This is a genomic window from Vibrio sp. BS-M-Sm-2, assembly GCF_041504345.1.
GTDB lineage: Bacteria > Pseudomonadota > Gammaproteobacteria > Enterobacterales > Vibrionaceae > Vibrio > Vibrio satsumensis.
This window is the reverse complement of the sequence record NZ_CP167895.1, coordinates 627,520-646,601: the sequence shown is the minus strand read 5'-3', so window position 1 is coordinate 646,601 and position 19,082 is coordinate 627,520. Positions and strand designations below refer to the sequence as shown.

Annotated in this window: 18 protein-coding genes; 7 read left to right on the top strand and 11 right to left on the bottom strand. The window is 44.1% G+C overall.

Features of this window, described 5'->3' with window-relative positions; translation table 11 throughout:
* Positions 1 to 7 precede the first annotated feature (7 nt).
* The 6 genes from AB8613_RS18980 to AB8613_RS18955 form a co-directional block, all read right to left on the bottom strand.
* Complete coding sequence (locus tag AB8613_RS18980) at positions 8 to 1,159, bottom strand: M20 aminoacylase family protein (RefSeq protein ID WP_060980735.1); 1,152 nt, start codon at positions 1,157 to 1,159, stop codon at positions 8 to 10.
* A gap of 24 nt (positions 1,160 to 1,183) precedes the next feature.
* Positions 1,184 to 2,146 (bottom strand): DMT family transporter, encoded by a 963-nt coding sequence (locus tag AB8613_RS18975; protein ID WP_229633406.1) that lies wholly within the window; start codon positions 2,144 to 2,146, stop codon positions 1,184 to 1,186.
* Between the two features lie 3 nt (positions 2,147 to 2,149).
* Positions 2,150 to 3,145: a DMT family transporter gene (locus tag AB8613_RS18970; protein WP_048662517.1), complete on the bottom strand. Its 996-nt coding sequence runs from the start codon at positions 3,143 to 3,145 to the stop codon at positions 2,150 to 2,152.
* Between the two features lie 80 nt (positions 3,146 to 3,225).
* Complete coding sequence (locus AB8613_RS18965) at positions 3,226 to 4,188, bottom strand: DMT family transporter (protein WP_052879296.1); 963 nt, start codon at positions 4,186 to 4,188, stop codon at positions 3,226 to 3,228.
* A gap of 26 nt (positions 4,189 to 4,214) precedes the next feature.
* Positions 4,215 to 4,985, bottom strand: coding sequence for an aspartate/glutamate racemase family protein (locus AB8613_RS18960; protein WP_017068125.1), 771 nt, complete (start codon positions 4,983 to 4,985; stop codon positions 4,215 to 4,217).
* Positions 4,986 to 5,080: 95 nt separating this feature from the next.
* Positions 5,081 to 6,244, bottom strand: a complete 1,164-nt coding sequence (locus tag AB8613_RS18955; protein WP_372385581.1) for a M24 family metallopeptidase — start codon at positions 6,242 to 6,244, stop codon at positions 5,081 to 5,083.
* Between the two features lie 342 nt (positions 6,245 to 6,586).
* On the opposite strand from AB8613_RS18955, the gene AB8613_RS18950 reads away from it, so the two are divergent.
* The 3 genes from AB8613_RS18950 (at position 6,587) to dpaL (ending at position 8,972) form a co-directional block, all read left to right on the top strand.
* On the top strand, positions 6,587 to 7,264 hold the full coding sequence (locus AB8613_RS18950) for a transcriptional regulator (RefSeq protein WP_285953929.1): 678 nt from the start codon (positions 6,587 to 6,589) through the stop codon (positions 7,262 to 7,264).
* 22 nt (positions 7,265 to 7,286) lie between these two features.
* Positions 7,287 to 7,670, top strand: a complete 384-nt coding sequence (locus AB8613_RS18945) for a RidA family protein (RefSeq protein ID WP_004732389.1) — start codon at positions 7,287 to 7,289, stop codon at positions 7,668 to 7,670.
* A gap of 123 nt (positions 7,671 to 7,793) precedes the next feature.
* Positions 7,794 to 8,972 (top strand): diaminopropionate ammonia-lyase, encoded by a 1,179-nt coding sequence (dpaL, locus tag AB8613_RS18940; RefSeq protein WP_285953930.1) that lies wholly within the window; start codon positions 7,794 to 7,796, stop codon positions 8,970 to 8,972.
* Between the two features lie 73 nt (positions 8,973 to 9,045).
* On the opposite strand, the gene AB8613_RS18935 is transcribed toward dpaL, so the two are convergent.
* The 3 genes from AB8613_RS18935 to melR all read right to left on the bottom strand — a co-directional run bounded on the left by AB8613_RS18935 (position 9,046) and on the right by melR (position 11,485).
* Entirely contained in the window at positions 9,046 to 9,888 is an 843-nt protein-coding gene (locus AB8613_RS18935; protein WP_327784266.1) for an IS3 family transposase, read from the bottom strand.
* Positions 9,885 to 10,394: a helix-turn-helix domain-containing protein gene (locus tag AB8613_RS18930; RefSeq protein ID WP_146492455.1), complete on the bottom strand. Its 510-nt coding sequence runs from the start codon at positions 10,392 to 10,394 to the stop codon at positions 9,885 to 9,887. Before AB8613_RS18930 ends, AB8613_RS18935 begins: the two co-directional genes overlap by 4 nt.
* A gap of 86 nt (positions 10,395 to 10,480) precedes the next feature.
* Positions 10,481 to 11,485: a transcriptional regulator MelR gene (gene melR / locus AB8613_RS18925; protein ID WP_372385580.1), complete on the bottom strand. Its 1,005-nt coding sequence runs from the start codon at positions 11,483 to 11,485 to the stop codon at positions 10,481 to 10,483.
* A 327-nt stretch (positions 11,486 to 11,812) separates the two neighbouring features.
* Here melR and AB8613_RS18920 point away from each other — a divergent pair, with 327 nt between their 5' ends.
* From AB8613_RS18920 to AB8613_RS18910, 3 genes are all read left to right on the top strand, one after another.
* Complete coding sequence (locus AB8613_RS18920) at positions 11,813 to 13,165, top strand: alpha-glucosidase/alpha-galactosidase (RefSeq protein WP_372385578.1); 1,353 nt, start codon at positions 11,813 to 11,815, stop codon at positions 13,163 to 13,165.
* 71 nt (positions 13,166 to 13,236) lie between these two features.
* Positions 13,237 to 14,664 (top strand): melibiose:sodium transporter MelB, encoded by a 1,428-nt coding sequence (gene melB, locus AB8613_RS18915; protein ID WP_372385577.1) that lies wholly within the window; start codon positions 13,237 to 13,239, stop codon positions 14,662 to 14,664.
* A 100-nt stretch (positions 14,665 to 14,764) separates the two neighbouring features.
* Complete coding sequence (locus AB8613_RS18910) at positions 14,765 to 16,975, top strand: hypothetical protein (RefSeq protein WP_372385576.1); 2,211 nt, start codon at positions 14,765 to 14,767, stop codon at positions 16,973 to 16,975.
* 103 nt (positions 16,976 to 17,078) lie between these two features.
* On the opposite strand, the gene AB8613_RS18905 is transcribed toward AB8613_RS18910, so the two are convergent.
* The gene (locus AB8613_RS18905) at positions 17,079 to 17,339 is read right to left on the bottom strand and encodes a DUF5062 family protein (protein ID WP_004732406.1); all 261 of its coding nucleotides are present in this window, start codon (positions 17,337 to 17,339) and stop codon (positions 17,079 to 17,081) included.
* Positions 17,340 to 17,788: 449 nt separating this feature from the next.
* On the opposite strand from AB8613_RS18905, the gene AB8613_RS18900 reads away from it, so the two are divergent.
* Positions 17,789 to 18,004 (top strand): hypothetical protein, encoded by a 216-nt coding sequence (locus tag AB8613_RS18900; protein WP_372385575.1) that lies wholly within the window; start codon positions 17,789 to 17,791, stop codon positions 18,002 to 18,004.
* A 139-nt stretch (positions 18,005 to 18,143) separates the two neighbouring features.
* Here AB8613_RS18900 and AB8613_RS18895 read toward each other — a convergent pair whose 3' ends face one another.
* The gene (locus tag AB8613_RS18895; RefSeq protein WP_372385574.1) at positions 18,144 to 18,800 is read right to left on the bottom strand and encodes a Qnr family pentapeptide repeat protein; all 657 of its coding nucleotides are present in this window, start codon (positions 18,798 to 18,800) and stop codon (positions 18,144 to 18,146) included.
* Positions 18,801 to 19,082 lie beyond the last annotated feature (282 nt).

The window sequence follows — 19,082 nt, the reverse complement described above, 5'->3', positions numbered from 1 at the left end:
CATCAACTTACTGTGACAATTGTTGTTCTACCAAAGTCTTCCAAAACCCAACACCATGCTCCAGAATGTTATCGTTGAAATCGTAGTGTGGATTATGAAGCGCAGTGCCTCCACATTCACCAACACCATTCCCAACTAGCACATAACACCCTTTTACTTCGCGTAACATGAACGAGAAATCCTCACTGATGGTGAAGCGTTCACATGCTCCATTCACATTCTCTTCACCAACAACCGCTTGTGCTGCTTTCACTGCATGAGCCGTCTCTTCAGGCGTGTTAATCGTTGATAAGAAGCTGTTGTTGAAGTGGTATTGGTAATCAACACCTGCCGACATGCACTGGCCAGCGACAACACGCTCAATCGCTTTCTCAATTTTATGCAATGCTTGATCGGTAAAGCTGCGAGTGTCACCAGAAATAGTCACTTGCGAAGGAATCACATTCACGGTGCCATTGGTAACAAAGTTAGTCACCGAGATAACCGCCGTCTCATCAATGGCGCTCAAATTACGCGAAACGATGGTTTGCAGTGCTGTGACCACCTGAGCTCCAACAACAATCGGATCGGTTCCCATGTGTGGCATCGCCGCATGGCCGCCCGTTGCTTTGATCACAATTTCAAAACTGCTTTCACTTGCCATAAGCGAGCTTGGACGAGTCACAAATTTACCTTCAGGGATACCCGGTAAGTTATGCATAGCGTAAATTGCATCCATATTCCAACGAGTGAACAGGCCATCAGCGATCATCGCTTTCGCTCCTGTGCCTCGCTCTTCATCTGGTTGGAAAATGAAGTATACAGTGCCATCAAATTGCTTACTGGTTGCTAACTCTTGCGCCGCACCCAGTAGCATCGCGGTATGGCCATCATGTCCACAAGCGTGCATCGCTCCTTCATGTTTTGAAGCGTGACAAAAAGTGTTCTGTTCATGAATGCGCAGCGCATCCATATCCGCACGTAGACCAATCGAGCGATCGCTTGTGCCATTTTTCAGAATTCCAAGCACACCTGTTCCGCCAATACCGCGGTGAACTTCAATGCCGAACTCTTCGAGCTTGTTCGCTACAAATTCAGATGTTATGAACTCTTCAGTACCGAACTCTGGGTACTGATGTAAATGGCGGCGCCATTCTGTAACGTTGGCAATGTTAGTCATGGAAACTCCAATAAATACTTAAAATTAATTTGTTAAAACTGTTTTAGATGTCATCTCGCGGGACTTGTTGGATGCAGCAAATAGCATCATTGCCACAATAATCAAGCCAACAGCCAGCGCCCTAAAAGGTGTGATGGGTTCTCCAAACACCAAAACAGCGATGAAAAATGCAGACATAGGGATGAGGTTTAAAGCCATACTGCTGCCTTCAACACCAACACGCTCTATGCCGTATATGTATGCGATGTAGCCCAGCCCTGATACAAAGCCACCCAGCACAATAATGCAGAGTAACGACCAAGAAGGGCGAATCACTAGTAACAGGCTTGGTACATCAAGGCCTGAAACCAGTAAGTAAATGAAAAATCCAACCGCCGCAAAACCAAATTGATAATGCATGGTGCAAGTTGCACCGTATTTTTCTGCAAGCTGAGCGCGCAAATGAGTCACCGACGCAAAGCTCAGCACACTCAATAGACAAATCAGGTGCCCGATGTTTACTCCTCTATCTTGAGACGTAAACGGAGGAGCTAGCACTAACATGCTGACGCCAACCAAAGCGATTCCGCTAGAGACGATTTGCATACGAGTAAATCGAGCGCCGTAAAAAAGCTGACCTATCGCCAAGATAGCAATGGGAACAAGTCCCTGAATAACGCCATTTTCTGACAGTGAAATATAGTCCAACGAGAGAAACGAAAGAAAGCTAAACAAACCTTGGCCAACGACACCACATACCAACAACTTGAATAGATCGCTCCGATTATCCCAACTAAACGCCAACTTCGGTTTGCTTTGAGTTTTCTTGTGGATCATTGCTGAGAAAATCAGGACTAAAGATAAAACAAAGAATGCCATCATGTAGCGTAGCCACACCAACAATCGCGCATCAATGGTTTGTAATGGCAAGGTAGCTAATGCGCCCTCAGAGCCCCATAACAACCCTACGCCAATCGCTGCCATCCAACCTTTAGTCACTGATTTCATCACTTAGCTCGCTTCTGGTGTTGCTTTTTTATCGCAAGCTAAATTTTCTGAAGATTGTTCTTCCTGCTTTGTCTCAAACTTCGTGAACACGTAAAGTGCGACCACAATTAATGAAACAACGATGGTTTTGCCCATTGCCATCTGTTCGCCAAGTGTTAAAACCGCCACTAAGTAGCCAACCAAAGGCATGAGATTTAATGCCATCGTTGCCTTTTCGACACCGATACGCTTGAAAGAATACAGTTGAATAAGGTAGCTACCGCCAGAGATACCCGTACCTAAGAAAATAAGCAAAGCAATTAACAGCGGGCTAGAGAAGATAATGTAAATCTGAGATAGGTCTAAGCCCATGGTCAATACAACGATGATGCCCATTACTGCAACTGAGATGTATTGGTAAAGCATAGAAACAACTGAACCGTATTTGTCCGCTAAACTAGCTCGTAAGTGAGCTGTCCACGCTAACGCCAGCATTGAACACGTCACGTAAACGTAACCTAGTAGTGGCGTACCACCTTCAATGGAGTTTGTCGGACCAACACTCATTGCGTAAATACAAACCGCCGAAGCAATAAAAGCACCCCACTGAATCTTGTTCATGCGGAAGTTCATAAACATCATGCCAAAGAAAACCGTCGCGAACGGCTGCATGCCTTGAATAACACCGTTTTCAGTCGCACCAATGTGAGAAAGAGAAAGGAAGTTGAACAGTGAAAACACCCCTTGTCCAACGATGCCACAAAGCGCAATGCGACCAATATCTTTGGTATCGATCTTTAACGAAGAACCCAAGTCAGCGCTCAAGCTTTTACTACGTGATGTAAAAAAGAAAATGATGGAAAGGCCAATTACCGCAGTAACGTAGCGGAAAAATACCAATGTCATAGGGTCAACAGCCATAGAAAGCGGCTTAGAGACCACCCCAGTTACGCCCCAGATACAGGCAACAGCAATGGCAGCAGTCCATCCTAAAAATGTGTCTCTGTTTGTTGTGTTCATCTTTCTATCTTCCATAATTTTTAGGTAACGGCGGTGCGCACACCGCCTTGTTACTCATAATTTTATTTAGTGGTTTTTCGCTAGTTAACGTCTGTCGCCGTTTTCAGCTGAGGCGCTTTTTTCTTCGCCTTACCAAACTTCATGAACAACATCATTGAGCCAATAACGACTGCAATCGCTAGTAGTCGCATTGGCGTCACCGCTTCACCGAGAGCAAACACAGCCAGGACGAAAGAAGACAGAGGCATCAAGTTAAGTGCCATACCCGTTCCGTCTACGCCGACTCGTTCCATTGCATAGATGTAGATTAGGTAGCTGATACCTGAAATACCCACACCCAGAATTGCAATACAAGCCATACGAAGTGGAGAACTGAAAATACCGAGAGCTGAAGAGAAATCGGCGCCGACAACCAGTAGGTAAAGACCGAAGCCAATTGCCGCAAAAACAAACTGGTGATACATCGTCGCCACTGAACCATATTTCTCAGCAAGCTTGGCACGAGCGTAAGCCATCGTAGAGAAGCTCGCGGCACTACCCAGACAGATCAAGTGACCAATGTTAAACCCGCTGCCTTCAACAGAAGGGTCCATGACCAAAATAGCGACACCAACGAAGGCGCCAACAGCTGCCAAGATTTGTAGTGGTGTAAAACGCTCGCCGTGGCGAAGGAAACCAACACACAAAATGATGATTGGGATAAGGCCTTGGATCACGCCGTTTTCTGAAGCAGTAATGTAATCAAGAGATAGGAACGATAGAAAACTGAAAGCACCTTGACCAATAATGCCGCAACATGCCGCCCAGAAGATGTCGTGTCGGTTTGCCCAATTAAGTTTAAAATCGACTTTTTTCTGTGGTTTACCCATCGCATTGCTGACTTGGATAATCACAAACAGCGTAATGAAAGCGACGGTATAGCGAACCCATACCAAGACTTGTGCATCCATTACTTCTAAAATAGGTGTCCCTACGATCCACGGAATACCCCAAAGCATGCCAATGAAAATGGCAGCTAACCAACCTTTAGTTGTATTACTCATCTTAAAATTCCTTTATTCATTGGTTGCTATTGATTTAGCAATTGTCCGTAACCTGGACATTGAGCTTTGTTGCCGACTAAGTGCATGCAGTGCCAGAACATCGCAGAGTTGCTGCACACGACTGGGATACCAAATCGATCTTCAATCTCTTGAATGTGGTCAAGAACACGAAGGTTGGTGCAAGACATAAACACCACATCGGCACCAGAGCCCGGCAACATTTTGCTCAACGCTTCCATCATCGATTCCTTTGAAACCGTCGTGATGTCAGTGTCTTTCTCAATGCCAAGTGAACCTAAAACAGGAACTTCAAAGCCAGCGGCAGTCAGTTGTTGATAAAGAGGGAAATTCACTTCGGTTGGGTAAGGGGAAAACACGGCAACTTTTTTTGCACCCAAATGCTTGAATGCGGCTTGAGCAGCTGTCCATGGATTGGTTGCGGGAATATCACCGCGATTTTGAGTAAGAAGATTGGCGACTTTCTCTTCACCAATAATGATAGAGGCTGAAGTACAACCAAACGCCATGACATCCATCGGTAAACCCGTCGCTATCAGATCTGATGCTTCACTGATCCCAACCGCAATTTGGTCGAGCGCTTCTGGAGTCATTTCGCTGCTGTAATACACTCGGGAACTAAATACCCCTGCTTGTGTACCCAGTAATTTTGCCCAGTCCATCTCTAAAGAGTGATCAGTACTTAGTTGTACTAAACCGATATGAACTCGACCAATTCTTGGTGCCTGAACGTGCTGTAATGGTATTTCAAATTGTCGAAACTGTTCTATTGTTTGCATGAGAAACTCGTATTTTTATAGTTTTTATATGCTGACTCCAGAGTCCAGAGTCAGCTTTTGTAGGGTGTTAAATTTGTAAGGCGTTAAATTTTGAGCTAAATAATGATCAGTTCTGGTTCAGCTCGTTCGCTCAACCATTCAGCGCCGTCTTCAGTGATCACGATGTTCTCTTCGTGAACCATCGACTTACCCGGCGCGTAAACCATGCCCGGTTCTAGTGTCATCACCATGCCTGGCTTAAGTACTGTGTTGTCGGTAGCCGTGTTAGACGGGCGCTCTGTCAGCTCCATACCTAAACCATGACCAAGACGACCAACGTCGTTACCCAATGCACCATTGGCTTCTAATACTCCCCACATCGCGTTGTAGATGTCCGTCGTGGTTGCGCCCGGTTTCGCAGCCTCGAAGCCTTTAGTTGTTGCTTCGTAAGTAGCGCGGTATGCCGCTTTGGTTTGCTCACTTGCATGACCAAATGCCCAGTTGCGGTCGAAATCAGAGAAGTAACCATCACGCACGGCACCCGTATCGATGATCAACACGTCTCCCGGCTCTATGATGCGGTCGGTTGGGCCCATGATGATGCTGTCGTAACCGTCAGGTCCTGAGCCTGCGATGATGTAAGGGCACTCATCAGCCCCTTCTAACAACATATCGATACGGAACTGTTTACAGATTTCTCGCTCTGTCATGCCTGCTTTGGCATACCCAGGAATTTTGCTAAAGCCCACATTGGTAATGCGGCAGATTTCGCGCGTTTTCTCGATTTCAGCTTGTGACTTGATCTGACGAAGTTCATGCATTGCTAAAGACACATCAACAAAGTCTTTCTTAACCATGGTGGTTAATTTCAAGTAGTTGTTCACAGGCATACGTAGATGAGATTCAATGCCCAGCGTTGCGCCTACTCGGCCATGACGACAAGGCAGAGAGTTCAATGCGCTAGCAACTAAGCTAATGCCATCATCTTCAGGACGAGGAGAAGGCCAAGTAATAATGTTGTCGAGCCATGTTCCCGCCATACCACTTGCTCCGATTTCAGGAACAATCGCAATCGGCTTTCCTTCTGCAGGAACGATGACAAACCATGGACGAGTTGGGCTATGCCAAAACTGAGTGTGGAAGCCAGTGAAGTAGCGAACGTTTGGCTCGGTTGTGAAAATCATCGCATCCAGATTCATCTCATGCATGACTTTTTGAGCGCGTGATGTTCTGTGTTCAAACTCAGCTTGTTCAAAGCCGCGGTTTAGGTAGTTAGTCATTGGAACCTCTAATTATTGTATTTAGGTAGGCACTTCTGCTGCTCTTCACAACCAGTAACCAACCCTATAGTTCAATTTTGTTTACGTTACGCCGAGCATCTTACTGACATTTCAGTTAAATAATGTGACCAAGATCTTAGGGTTAACTATAGTGACCAGAAACCTTCTAAAACTGGAAATATTGTTGATTACGATCAATTTTGGGTACTTATTTGTAACTTTAGGCTTGTACAGGGAGCGGATATATAGTCTTATAGTTACATAAAGTTAATTGGCAACTTGAAATACATCGATTAACCAAAGATAATGAAAGGCAATTAAAGTTAACAACAGTGGTCTAAAATGAACGCATCAGCATATAAATCGTTTAACGTTGAATTCACCGGCAATGATAGAGAGCATCTCGCACTGAACTTTCGCTTAGCCGAAACCATTGCCGACTTTATTGGTCCGCACTGTGAGGTTGTGATTCATTCATTTGAGAGCTTTGAAAAGTCGGTAGTGAAGATAGTAAACGGCCACCACACGGGTCGAGAAGTAGGGTCACCTATCACCGATCTAGGGCTGAAAATGCTGAGTGTGTTTGAGAGCACTGGTGAGGTCACGCCAAAGAGTTACTTCACCACCAGCAAAGATGGGTCACTGCTTAAATCTACGACCTGTGTGCTAGCTGGAGAAAATGGCAAACCGATTGGGCTGTTCTGTATCAATATGAACTTGTCTCACCCGTTTCCTGAGATCATAAAAACTTTAATGCCAGACATGGCTCATGCCCCTGTGGGTGTGCATGAGAACTTTGGAGCTTCAACAACAGAAGTGATTGAGCAAGCGCTTGAGCACGCTATTTTTGAAGTCGACAACGATGAGTCAGTCAACTTAAAAGGTCGAAACAAAGCCATTACCAAGCTATTGCTTGAGAACGGTATTTTCGAATTAAAAGAGGCGACAGCATTCGTATCTGAGCGTCTTGGTATTACTCGTCACGCTATTTACAAATACATCCGCGAGTTTAGAGCATAGAAATCCTATAAAGAGAAACGAAATGAAAACAAAAATCCATACAGATCTAGCACCAGCAGCAATCGGCCCTTACTCTCAAGGTATGGCATTCAAAGACCTAATCTTCACTTCTGGTCAATTACCGCTTGATGCAAAAACAATGGCGTTTGTTGAAGGTGGCATCAAAGAGCAAGCTCGTATGTCACTAGAAAATCTAAAAGCAGTTTTAGAACAAAGTGGTGGTTCACTGGATACCGTTATTAAAACCACATGTTTCTTATCTGATATGGAAAACTTCGTTGCATTTAACGAGGTGTACACGGAAGTATTTGGTACAGAGAACGCACCGGCACGCTCTTGTGTAGAAGCGGCTCGTCTACCAAAAGACGCATTAGTTGAAGTTGAAGCGATCGCTTACATCAAGTAATCACGAACCGCTTTAATTGAAGACGTATAGCTTAATCCAATAACGTGAAGCTATAACGAAAAAACAAGGTCATTAAGCATCTTTGATGGCCTTAATTCCTCTGCCTGTATCTAAGTGTGCCCTATGTTAAAACTATCAAAAAATTCATTCTACACTGGTCAAGTCTGCGAACTGTTTACCGCCTCTCAAGCGCAACAAGCGCGTGAGTTTCACCGCCAGATCGAAGGCTACCAACCCACTCCACTCGTGTCTCTTCCACATCTTGCTAAACAGCTTGGTGTTAAGGCGATCCTCGTTAAAGACGAATCAAAACGCTTCGGTTTGAATGCATTCAAGGTGCTCGGCGGTTCTTACGCTCTGGGTCGCCAATTGGCAAAGCACCTTGGCATTGATATCTCTGAGATCAACCTTAAAACGGTAGCTTCAAAACTAGAAAAACCACTTGTTTTTACTACAGCAACCGCAGGCAACCATGGTACAGGTGTCGCTTGGGCAGCTCGTGAAATGGGCCAAAAAGCCGTGGTTTATATGCCAAAAGGTTCATCTCAAGCAAGTGTTAACCGTATTCAAGGCCTAGGCGCCGAATGTATCGTGACAGAAGTGAACTACGACGACACGGTACGCATGGCGAACCAAACCGCTCAAGACAACGGTTGGATGCTAGTTCAAGACACTGCATGGGATGGTTATGAAGAGATCCCAACGTGGATTTCTCAAGGCTACATGACAATGGCAGATGAAGCGGTTGAGCAAGCTCAAGCATTGGAGTTCGGCGCTCCAACTCACGTTCTTCTGCAAGCCGGTGTAGGCGCAATGGCAGGTGGTGTGTTGGGTTTCCTTGCAGATAAACTGGGAGCTGACACCTTTGAAACCATCATTGCTGAACCTGCGGCGGCAGATTGTATTTTCCGCTCTGGCGAGAAAGGCGAAATGGTTAATGTAACGGGCGAGATGCACTCCATCATGGCGGGCCTTGCTTGCGGTGAACCAAACCCAGTAACGTGGCCTGTACTGCGCGATTGCAGCAATCACTTTGTTTCGGTTGACGACAATGTTTCAGCAACGGGTATGCGTATCCTTGGCAACCCACTTAGTGGTGATGAGCAAGTGATCAGTGGCGAATCTGGTGCTATCACACTTGGTTTACTTTACACGTTATGTCGTGAAGGTGCAGACCAAGCAGTGCGTGATGAGCTAGGTTTAAACCAAGACGCAACCATCATGCTATTTAGCACTGAAGGTGATACCAACCAACCGCGATACCGCGACATTGTTTGGAACGGCTTACACCACTCTAGCTAACGAAAAAGACTCCACAACTCTAATCACAAAGCCACAGCATATTGAAGTGACCCCGTAAAGTTGGACATTTCTGTTAAGCGGCTTTCAAGGCCTGAGTTCGATATTCTATCGGAGTCAGGCCTTTTAGTTTCACTTTTATACGTTTGGTATTGTAGTACTCGATGTATTCTTTAATTTGCTCTATCAGAGCATCTGCATCTTCAAAGCTTTGGTTGTGATACATCTCTGTTTTGAGTAAAGCAAAAAAGTTTTCAGCAACCGCATTATCCAAGCAGTTACCTTTTCTCGACATGCTTTGTGTTAACCCACTCTCCGCTACCTTTTTTTGATACTGTCGATGGCGATATTGCCAACCTTGATCGCTATGTATAATTGGCTTTGAGTTGGGTTTAAGCTTTGATATGGCTTCCGTCAGCATATCCGTGACTAGCGGCAAGCAGGCACTTTTGGCCACTCTATAAGCAACCACTTCCTGAGTAAACAAGTCGACAACGGGAGACAAGTATACTTTCTGCTCTTTGACTTTGAACTCCGTGACATCAGTTACCCACTTTTCGTCGGGTTGAGTCGCACTAAAATCTCTTTCAAGCACGTTGGGAGCAGCTGTTCCAGACTCTCCTCGGTATGAACGATACTTTTTAATCCTGACCGTCGATTTAAGGTTGAGCTGAGCCATAAGCCTTTGAACCGTTTTGTGGTTAAGCACGAACCCCTGATTTTTTAATTCCAAGTGAATACGGCGGTAGCCGTATCGGCCCTTATGCTCATGATAAATTGACTTTATCAACCGCAGCTCACGTTCGTAGCTATTTGGGCGCTTGCTCGTTTGAGCCTGATAATAAAAGACACTTTTTGCCAGCTGTAGAGTGTGCAGTAAGTGCTTCAACGGGTACTTGCCTTTAAGAGTTAGAGCTATGACCGCTTTTTCTTTGTTCGACGGTTTTTTTCCTGCTCCAACTCTTCCAACTTTTTTAGAACGGCATTCTCGGTTCGTAAGTAAACCAACTCCTCTTTTAGCTCCTCAAGCGTCATTTCATTATCAGGCTTAGTGGTACGTTGAGGTTGCTGTTTCATTGAGGGTCTTCCTTTCTGGCGCATTTTGAGCCCTTTGATACCGAGCTCATTAAATCGTTTGAGCCAGACTGAGAGTATCCCAGGGGATGAGAGGTTTAATACTGCGCTAGTGTGCGTGAGAGACCATTCATTCGTCCACATTAAATTCAATGCTTTTCGTTTTGTCTGAGCAGTAGCCGCATGGTTAGTTGGTAAAAATGAATCAGTACCATGGATGGCAAAGACTTGAGCCCAATACCGTATCTGTCTTGAAGAAATTGAATATTGTTTTGCTAAGTAGAGAGATGACGTGCCATCTAAGTATTGCTTAGCAATGATACATTTTAGCTCTCGGCTATATTTGGACATAAAAAGACCCCCAATAATTGGTGTCCAACTATTGGGGGTCAGTTCATATGCTGTGGCTTTTCTTTTATCGGGTTGTATCAATATCGCTAACTGCCCGTCGTCGTTAATGGCCTTTTACCGTCACACGCCCCTTTCTCAAGGTCGTATAGCGGGCTGGCTCCATGGCTACTCCATCGGTGGTCTTCCCGAGCCAGTTTTCTATATTGAGTCGGCGTGACACCAATGTACGTTTGGAAGGTTTCATAGAATCGGCTACTTGAATTGAAGCCCACTGTGAGTGAGATATCGAGAATGGTTCTATCCGTATCGCTCAGCAAAGCACGAGCGTGGTTGATGCGCATCGCAGTAATGTACTGCTTGATGGTCATCTGCATCGTTCTCTGAAACACATTCATCGCATAGTTGCTATGTAATCCAATATGTTCAGCGATATCTTTAACGGTCAATGGTTGATTATGGTGAGTGGCTATGTATTCCAACATCTGGCTGACATAGAATTGGGAGTGTTTCGATACCCCTTTCTTAGTCGACTTATCTTGTCGATTTACCAACAGTTGTTGCCAGCCATCAAGGCAGATTCGTTTAAGCATCAAGCCAATTTCATCCATAGCCAACTGTTGACGACTTTCGGACGAATGCTTTATCTCTTGTGCCCAACGGGAGATTTCAAACTCACTGATCAGCGAACAAGAATTCGATTGCAACACACTGCCGTGAGTGATCTGGTTAACTAAATCCCGACTGAGAGCCCACGACATAAAATGGTGAATCGGTATGTTAATGATCCCCATATTATGGCATTGGCCTGGATTCGTAAGTCGATGCGGTACCGATGCCCAAAACAAGCCAATCGATCCGCTTTTAACCACAACCGGACTGCCGTTAATAATGTACTCCACATCATCCCCAAAGGGTATATTCACCTCAATTTGACCATGCCAATGATAGCCAGGCATGGAGTGAGGGGCTCTGAGTTCGATATCGATTTTCTCATAGGAAGAATATAGAGACAGCGGGCTTACCGACACGGTCTCGGACGAGTACTTGTCTAAAGTGATAATTCTCACCGTATCTGGGGCTGATTGCGGCATGTCTCGCTCCTTAGAAAATCGTATACCAGACTTTTATCAGCTCCTCGATAATAAAACTCAGAAGGCGATCATAGAGCCGTAATAGCCCATTTCATAAGATCAGAACTCTGTGATTAGAGTTCAAACCTTAAGTGTAAAACTGCCTTCATTGCACGACACCTCTCCTTAAAACCCAAGAAATTATCCCATTTCCTAAGATTTCCATTCACTAATTTAAAAATATTAGAAAACAGGAGAGCTATTAAGTTATCTGAGACGAATCGACATGGGTTCTAGGTGTAATTTATCTGCATCAACAAAGAACTCAGAGAGATAAAGGATTCCACTATGCAAAGCCCTAAAATCACATTCATTGGTGCAGGCTCCACCATTTTTGTAAAAAACATTCTTGGTGATGTTTTCCACCGTCCAGCTTTAAAAAACGCTCATGTCGCGTTAATGGACATTGATGAGGTTCGACTGGAAGAGTCTCACCTTGTCGTCAGTAAATTGATGGAATCATCCGGTGCGACTGGCTCGATTTCATGCCATTTAAATCAAAAAGAGGCACTGCAAGGCGCAGATTTTGTTGTCATTGCCTTTCAAATCGGTGGCTACGAGCCATGCACTGTCACAGATTTTGAAGTGTGTAAGCGCCACAGTCTGGAACAAACCATCGCAGACACACTCGGCCCGGGCGGCATTATGCGTTCACTACGCACGGTACCGCACCTTTGGAGTGTCTGTGAAGACATGACCGAAGTTTGCCCGAATGCCACCATGCTCAACTATGTTAACCCAATGGCAATGAACACATGGGCAATGTACGAGAAGTATCCGCACATTAAACAAGTCGGTTTGTGTCACTCAGTACAAGGCACAGCTGAAGAGCTCGCACGCGACCTAGACTTAGATTACGCAGATCTTCGCTATACCTGCGCAGGCATCAACCACATGGCTTATTACCTAACCCTCGAGAAGAAGACAGAAAGCGGTGAGTACGTCGACATTTATCCAGACCTACTTGAAGCTTTTGAGAGTGGCCAAGCGCCTAAACCAGGCATCTATCACAATGGTCGCTGCACTAACTTAGTTCGCTATGAAATGTTTAAGAAGCTTGGTTACTTCGTGACAGAGTCTTCTGAACATTTTTCTGAATACACCCCCTATTTTATCAAGCCAAATCGTCCAGATTTAATCGAACGTTATAAAGTGCCACTTGATGAATACCCTAAACGTTGTGTCGAACAAATTGCAGATTGGAAAAAAGACCTTCAAGAGTTCAAAACAGCCGACAAGATCACCGTTGAGGAATCTCACGAATACGCTAGCACCATCATGAACTCTATCTGGACAGGTATACCGAGCGTCATCTATGGCAACGTTAAAAACGAAGCCTTAATTGACAATTTACCTCAAGGTTGCTGTGTTGAAGTCGCCTGTTTAGTTGATGCCAATGGTGTTCAACCAATCAAAGCTGGCCGCCTACCAAATCACTTGGCCGCATTGATGCAAACCAACATCAACGTCCAAACTTTATTAACAGAAGCCATTCTCACTGAAAACCGCGACCGTATTTATCATGCTGCAATGCTAGACCCACATACTGCGGCAGTACTTGGAATAGAAGAGATATACGCGCTGGTTGATGACTTGATTGAGGCTCATGACGGTTGGTTACCAGAGTGGGTTAACAAGTAATTTCATACTAATAAAAAATACAATAACGTGAATATTAGCGCCTTCTCACAGAGGAGGCGTAAGGAGTGGCAATGAGTATCTCTATGAATACCAAGCTAAGTTATGGCTTTGGGGCGTTTGGTAAAGACTTCGCAATCACCATCGTCTATATGTACCTAATGTTTTACTACACGGATGTAGTCGGTATTTCTGCCGCTACCGTCGGAACCATCTTTCTCGTCGCCCGCATTTGGGATGCGGTCAACGACCCAATCATGGGCTGGTTGGTCAACAATACGCGCACCCGTTGGGGCAAATTCAAACCTTGGATTTTAATTGGCACGCTCGCTAACTCAGTGGTTCTTCTGATGGTGTTTAGTGCGCATTACATCGAAGGTCCTTGGTTAATCGCATACGCCGCTGTCACTTATATTTTGTGGGGCATGACTTACACACTAATGGATATTCCTTTTTGGTCGTTAGTCCCAACACTCACCTTAGATAAGCGCGAACGCGAAGAACTTGTTCCATACCCTCGATTTTTCGCGAGCCTTGCATGGATAGTAACTGCAGCTATCGCTATGCCTTTCGTGAACTACGTAGGTGGGGACGATAAAGGGTTCGGCTTCCAGATTTTTACTCTCTTGTTGATCGCTTGTTTCTTGGTATCAACTTTCATTACTTTGCGTAATGTAAAAGAACGTTATTCAACCGCCAACCTAGACACAACACAACCCGAAGAAAAGGTTTCACTGAAAAAGCTTCTAGCGCTTATCTACAAAAACGACCAACTGACCAGTGTTCTGTGTATGGCGCTGTCTTATAACCTCGCGACCAACATCATTACAGCGTTCGCGGTTTACTACTTCACTTATGTGGTGGGTAATGAAGAACTTTTCCCTTACTACATGGCTTATGCAGGTATTGCTAACCTCATCACACTGGTGCTGTTCCCTAAACTTGCCCAGATGTTTTCACGCCGAGTTCTGTGGGCGTGTGCGTCCTCTTTCCCTATTTTAGGCAGTGCTGTACTCATCTACGTTGGCATGTACGACAAACAGAGCATTCTGCTGATATCAACAGCAGGCGTTTTTCTACAAATTGGTACAGCGCTGTTCTGGGTGCTTAACGTCATCATGGTGGCAGACACGGTCGATTACGGTGAGTTTAAACTAGGGTCTCGTTGCGAAAGTATCGCTTACTCAGTGCAAACCTTGGTCGTAAAAGCAGGTTCGGCATTTGCCGCTTTCTTTATCGGTATCGCGCTCACCGCTGTTGATTATGTACCTAACGTAACGCAAAGCCCTGAAACCGTATTTGGCATGCAATGCATCATGGTCGGCCTACCTGCTTTCTTCTTTGCCATTGCGTTAATCATCTACTTCCGCTTCTACAAGCTGAACGGCGCGTATCACCAAAAAATTCAAGATCACCTCACTGAAAAGTATGACCACATCACCAACGATGGCTCAAATAAGAACGACAATCACAAACCAGCAGAACCGGTACAAGCAACATAAGTAGTAAAGCAACGTCAATGTGGGTATTAACCCTCATTGACGTTCATACCCACAACTCTCCAACCTCACTAGCCTTCTACTTCCAATAAAAGAGAACTGTATGAAACTCAAAGTCCTTGCTTCTGCCGTCACTTTCTCCCTTATGTTATCTGCTGGAGCAAACGCACAAAAAAACGACAATATTCTTACTAACCCTATCTTTGAAAACAAAGGATTAGGGTGGAATTATTGGTTTTCTAATATCAAAGACGACTTCACTCATAAAGGTGAATACCGAGGTCGTATCGCTCAAGGTAAGAATCACCACATTAGTCAAATAGTGACGATTCCTGAGACGGGCTATTACGATTTATCCGCTTACTTTGTGAGCCCTTCTAACGATGCCACACTTGCGATGACTAACCTCACCGATCAAGTATTGGTAAGTGAACAAATTAAGCCGAGTACCAAGTACAAGCGAAAAAATTTGAAACACATCCCATTAGAAAAAGGCGAACAGCTAAAAGTCTGGTTCTCAGGTTCAGCGCAAAGTGGCGTCAGTGTAGACAGCGTTGCATTAATAAAAAGTAATAAAAACAAACCCCTAAATTTCAACCAAATCATTCAGTTCTCAGTTCAAGAACAAGTCGGAGTCACTAGCGTCAATAAAATTTCTAGGGATATAAAGTTCCAGGTCCCATTCGGCACAGATCTAACCACATTGACCATTGAGAACATCCTAATATCTGAATACAGCTACTCGTCAGTCAACTCGGGGGATGTGATCGATTTCCGTCACCCTGTACAAGTCGCAGTGATAGATGACAACAATAAAGAACAGCTGTGGACGCTCACCGCTATCGAAAAAGAAAAGCAAGTGGTGGTCACCTCTTCGAATGCTAAGCTCCAAGACTCTTTCGAATGGGCGATAGAGAAAACTCAACGCTTCGTAATGACAGGTCAACATGACCTCGTAAATCGGGATGAATACAATAATGACGGTGATGGCAGCGCAAATTACATTCCATCTTATTGGGCTGGCTATTTTGACCGAACCGCTTTTTACTCGAGAGACTTCTTACACCAAGCAAGTGGCGCAAAAATCGCAGGGCTTGAACCAGAAAACTTCTCAATGTTCAAAACATTCGCCAAGCATTCAACGGAATCAAGAAAGTGGTACACACTATGGGCCATTAATTTCGATGGTACGCCACATACTATTGATTATGATGACGACAATTGGTTTGTTCGTGAAGTGCCAGCACAGTTCGAATTTGTTGAAAAGGCATGGAAGCAATATCAATGGACAGGGGACAAACGCTATATAGAAGATGATGATCTCTGGCAGTTTTATACCAAAGTTCTCACCGATTACATCGAGCTACATGATGACCAAGATCCTAATGGAATCGCTGAAGGTTATGGCGGTATTTTTGAAGGATCTGCCACGTACAACGAACGAGGCGAGTTTCCAATTGAAGCTGGCGACGGAATTGGTTCTCAATACCAAGCTACGCTCGCTTACTCAGCAATGCTAGAAGCACGTGAAGAATACAGTGAGGCAACACTATGGCGAGAAAAAGCCCAAGAGCTTAAGCGTTATTTTAATGAAGACTGGAGCATCGTAGATCCAAATAAACCACTAGAGAACTACGTTAACATTGTTCAAAAAGATGGGCTGCGCCTAAACGATTTTGGTAAAGAGAATAGTTGGTTCATGCCGATGAAACTCATCACTGAACCTGGAGAAAGAAACAACAGGTATCTTGATTTCATTGCTAACAATTTAGGTAATGGCATTGGCAGCACACCGGAGGCACCCAACAATATTGAAGCCTACACCTACATTCCTGAAACCTACTTTCCATATAATCGCAATGCCGATGCATGGAAGTGGATGCAGTACATAATGGACACTAAAGATGAGCCGCACGAACGTCCAACTCAAGGAACCAATGGTGACTACCCAGAAATATCCTTTACATTCATTTCGAATACGATTGAAGGCTTAATGGGCATAAAACCAAACGCCACAGAGCACCGAGTTACGACAGCTTCTCACCTCACCAGTGACATAGAGTGGCTAAGTGTGGATCAGTTACCAATGGGTGAACATGAGCTAACCCTGCGTCATGATGGGCTCACGAAGTCAACGCTGACCAATCGCTCTGATCATGTCCTCGAATGGGAAGCATGGTTCTATGGCGACTACCCTACGTTAGTCGTAGATGGTCAAGCCATCCGCAGTCAAAACAAAGAGGTGAACGGGCAACAAGTCAGCTATGTGATTGTACCCATAGCGAAAAACTCTACTCGAGTTATTGAAAAGTAGCACTTAAAACAAAGCCTAGCGATTTATCGCTAGGCTTCTGAGTTCAAATGCCTGATTAGTAAAAAACTAAAAATAAGCTCAGGCATACTTGTTCAACTACAGCTTACTTCAGGGGGTCATTGTCAGGAAGTGCTTTGTGAATCCATAGCGCCAAACGTTTTTTAATATTTGCACCATCAAGCTTATCGTCAGGTAACGGTGTGATCTGATTGACTTCAACAAGGAACAAATACACCGCTTTAACCTTTATTGGTTGGGATGAATGTGGCAAATCAAAACCTTGTAGTTTTGCCATCTTAAAACCGACCTCAACTGCTTTTTTTACCAGCTTATCTTCATTAATGATCTTCGCGGTTTTCGACATATCATCTCCGTCATCTTTTTCGAACGAATTATGAATATATCAAACACGACAACTGACAAGATTACTGTGATCTCAGTTTGAGGCGTCGCTTTGATAAATAACAGAAAAAGTGTAGCTGGTTAAAATTTTGATTGTAGCCTGAGTGATATTTACTAGGTAAATATTAGTAAGCAACCAGCCTCTTAATAGAAGACTCAATAAATGAGATCTTCAGTCAAGAAACCAAAAATCGAACAATATTTGACTTACAATACTAAAGAATACGGAATACCATGATTCTCATATAAATGTTATGTATTCTATCAATATAGAATAACTTTATGTTATTTAACCAGTTTTATACTAGAACGACTTAGATCATATTTATGGGCACCTGTAACTAAAACCTATTTACAAAATACTCATTAAGAAAATAGAATAAATCCACTAATATTGTACGGGTGTTAAAAATGCGTTACCTATGGGCTTCATTCTGTCATAAAAACCCTATTCTTGGACGAATCGTTCATATCCTTATTATGTTGGTCGCGTTGGCTTCTATCGTTGTTCCATTGATATCAAAAGACGCAACAACCATCTTAGTTTCACTGTGCGTCGCTCTGGTATGTTTTGTACTATTTGTCTTCTTTGCTCTTGCCGACAAAATGCGCTCAGGTATGCACTAATAAGCTCAATATTCGCCGAGCATTCTCTTTTCTAAACTTCATTATAAAATGCATGCGACCAAGTACGGAAAAGCCCAAAGTTATTAGCTTTGGGCTTTTCTTCTAGCGACTGTGTTTGATTACAACCGAATGATAAGAATCAATCAGGCATTACAACAATACCCATACTTTCAAGCAGTTGCTCTTGCTGCCACGCGACGATTTTAATCCCCGATGTATCTACCTTGCGAGGATCTAACCCTTCTAATTCAGCATGGCATAAATTAGCACCTTGCATACTGAATTGCCCCCATACATCTTCCGAGAACACGCCTCGGCTGAGATCAGACTCTTTCAGTGACGCGCCGCCAAGGTAAGTCCCTATCCAACGGTTCTCAAACAGCTCGCACTTCTCTAAACAAGCTTGTTCAAAATTGGCGTATGACAGGTTGCAGCCCGTGATATACGCAGAGCAAAAATACATTCTATTGCTTACCTGATTGGCAAAGTTAGCACGAGTGAAGTTCGCCCCTTTTAAGTCGCAATCACGTAACTCAATACCGTAACAATTCGCGTTGCTAAAATTCGCCATCGCCAACTGGCAATTCTGGAAGCTTGCATCTCGTAAGTCGGCAATATCAAAGTGGCATCCCTCAAGATCGCCTTGCTCAATAAACTTACAGTTAATGAACGTTGCATCACATAAGTTCGAACGTCTGAAATCACAACGGATAAACGTGCAGGCTGTAAATGTAAGCTCTGATAAATCTTGCTGAGCAAAACTGTGGTGATGATAAGTGCTGTTATTGGTGTCCATTTAGCCCCCTAAAGAAATTAAGCTAAGACTATCATTGCGATCTTAAGAAAACACTAAATTAAAAATCAACAAAAACAGCAACTTAAAGCACCCGAAATTAGTCATTTTAAGGCACCAAACAAGCTCTGTAAGGCTGTTATTTTCGTTTTATAGCATGCGCTTATCTTGAAAAAAGTTTTGTCGCTTAGAAGGGGGATATAAGAGAAAAGTCACTTTGACGAAGCGAGTCAACTATTGACAGCGTCCTAACGCGCTAGACTGGACGGTTGGTATGTTGCTGGT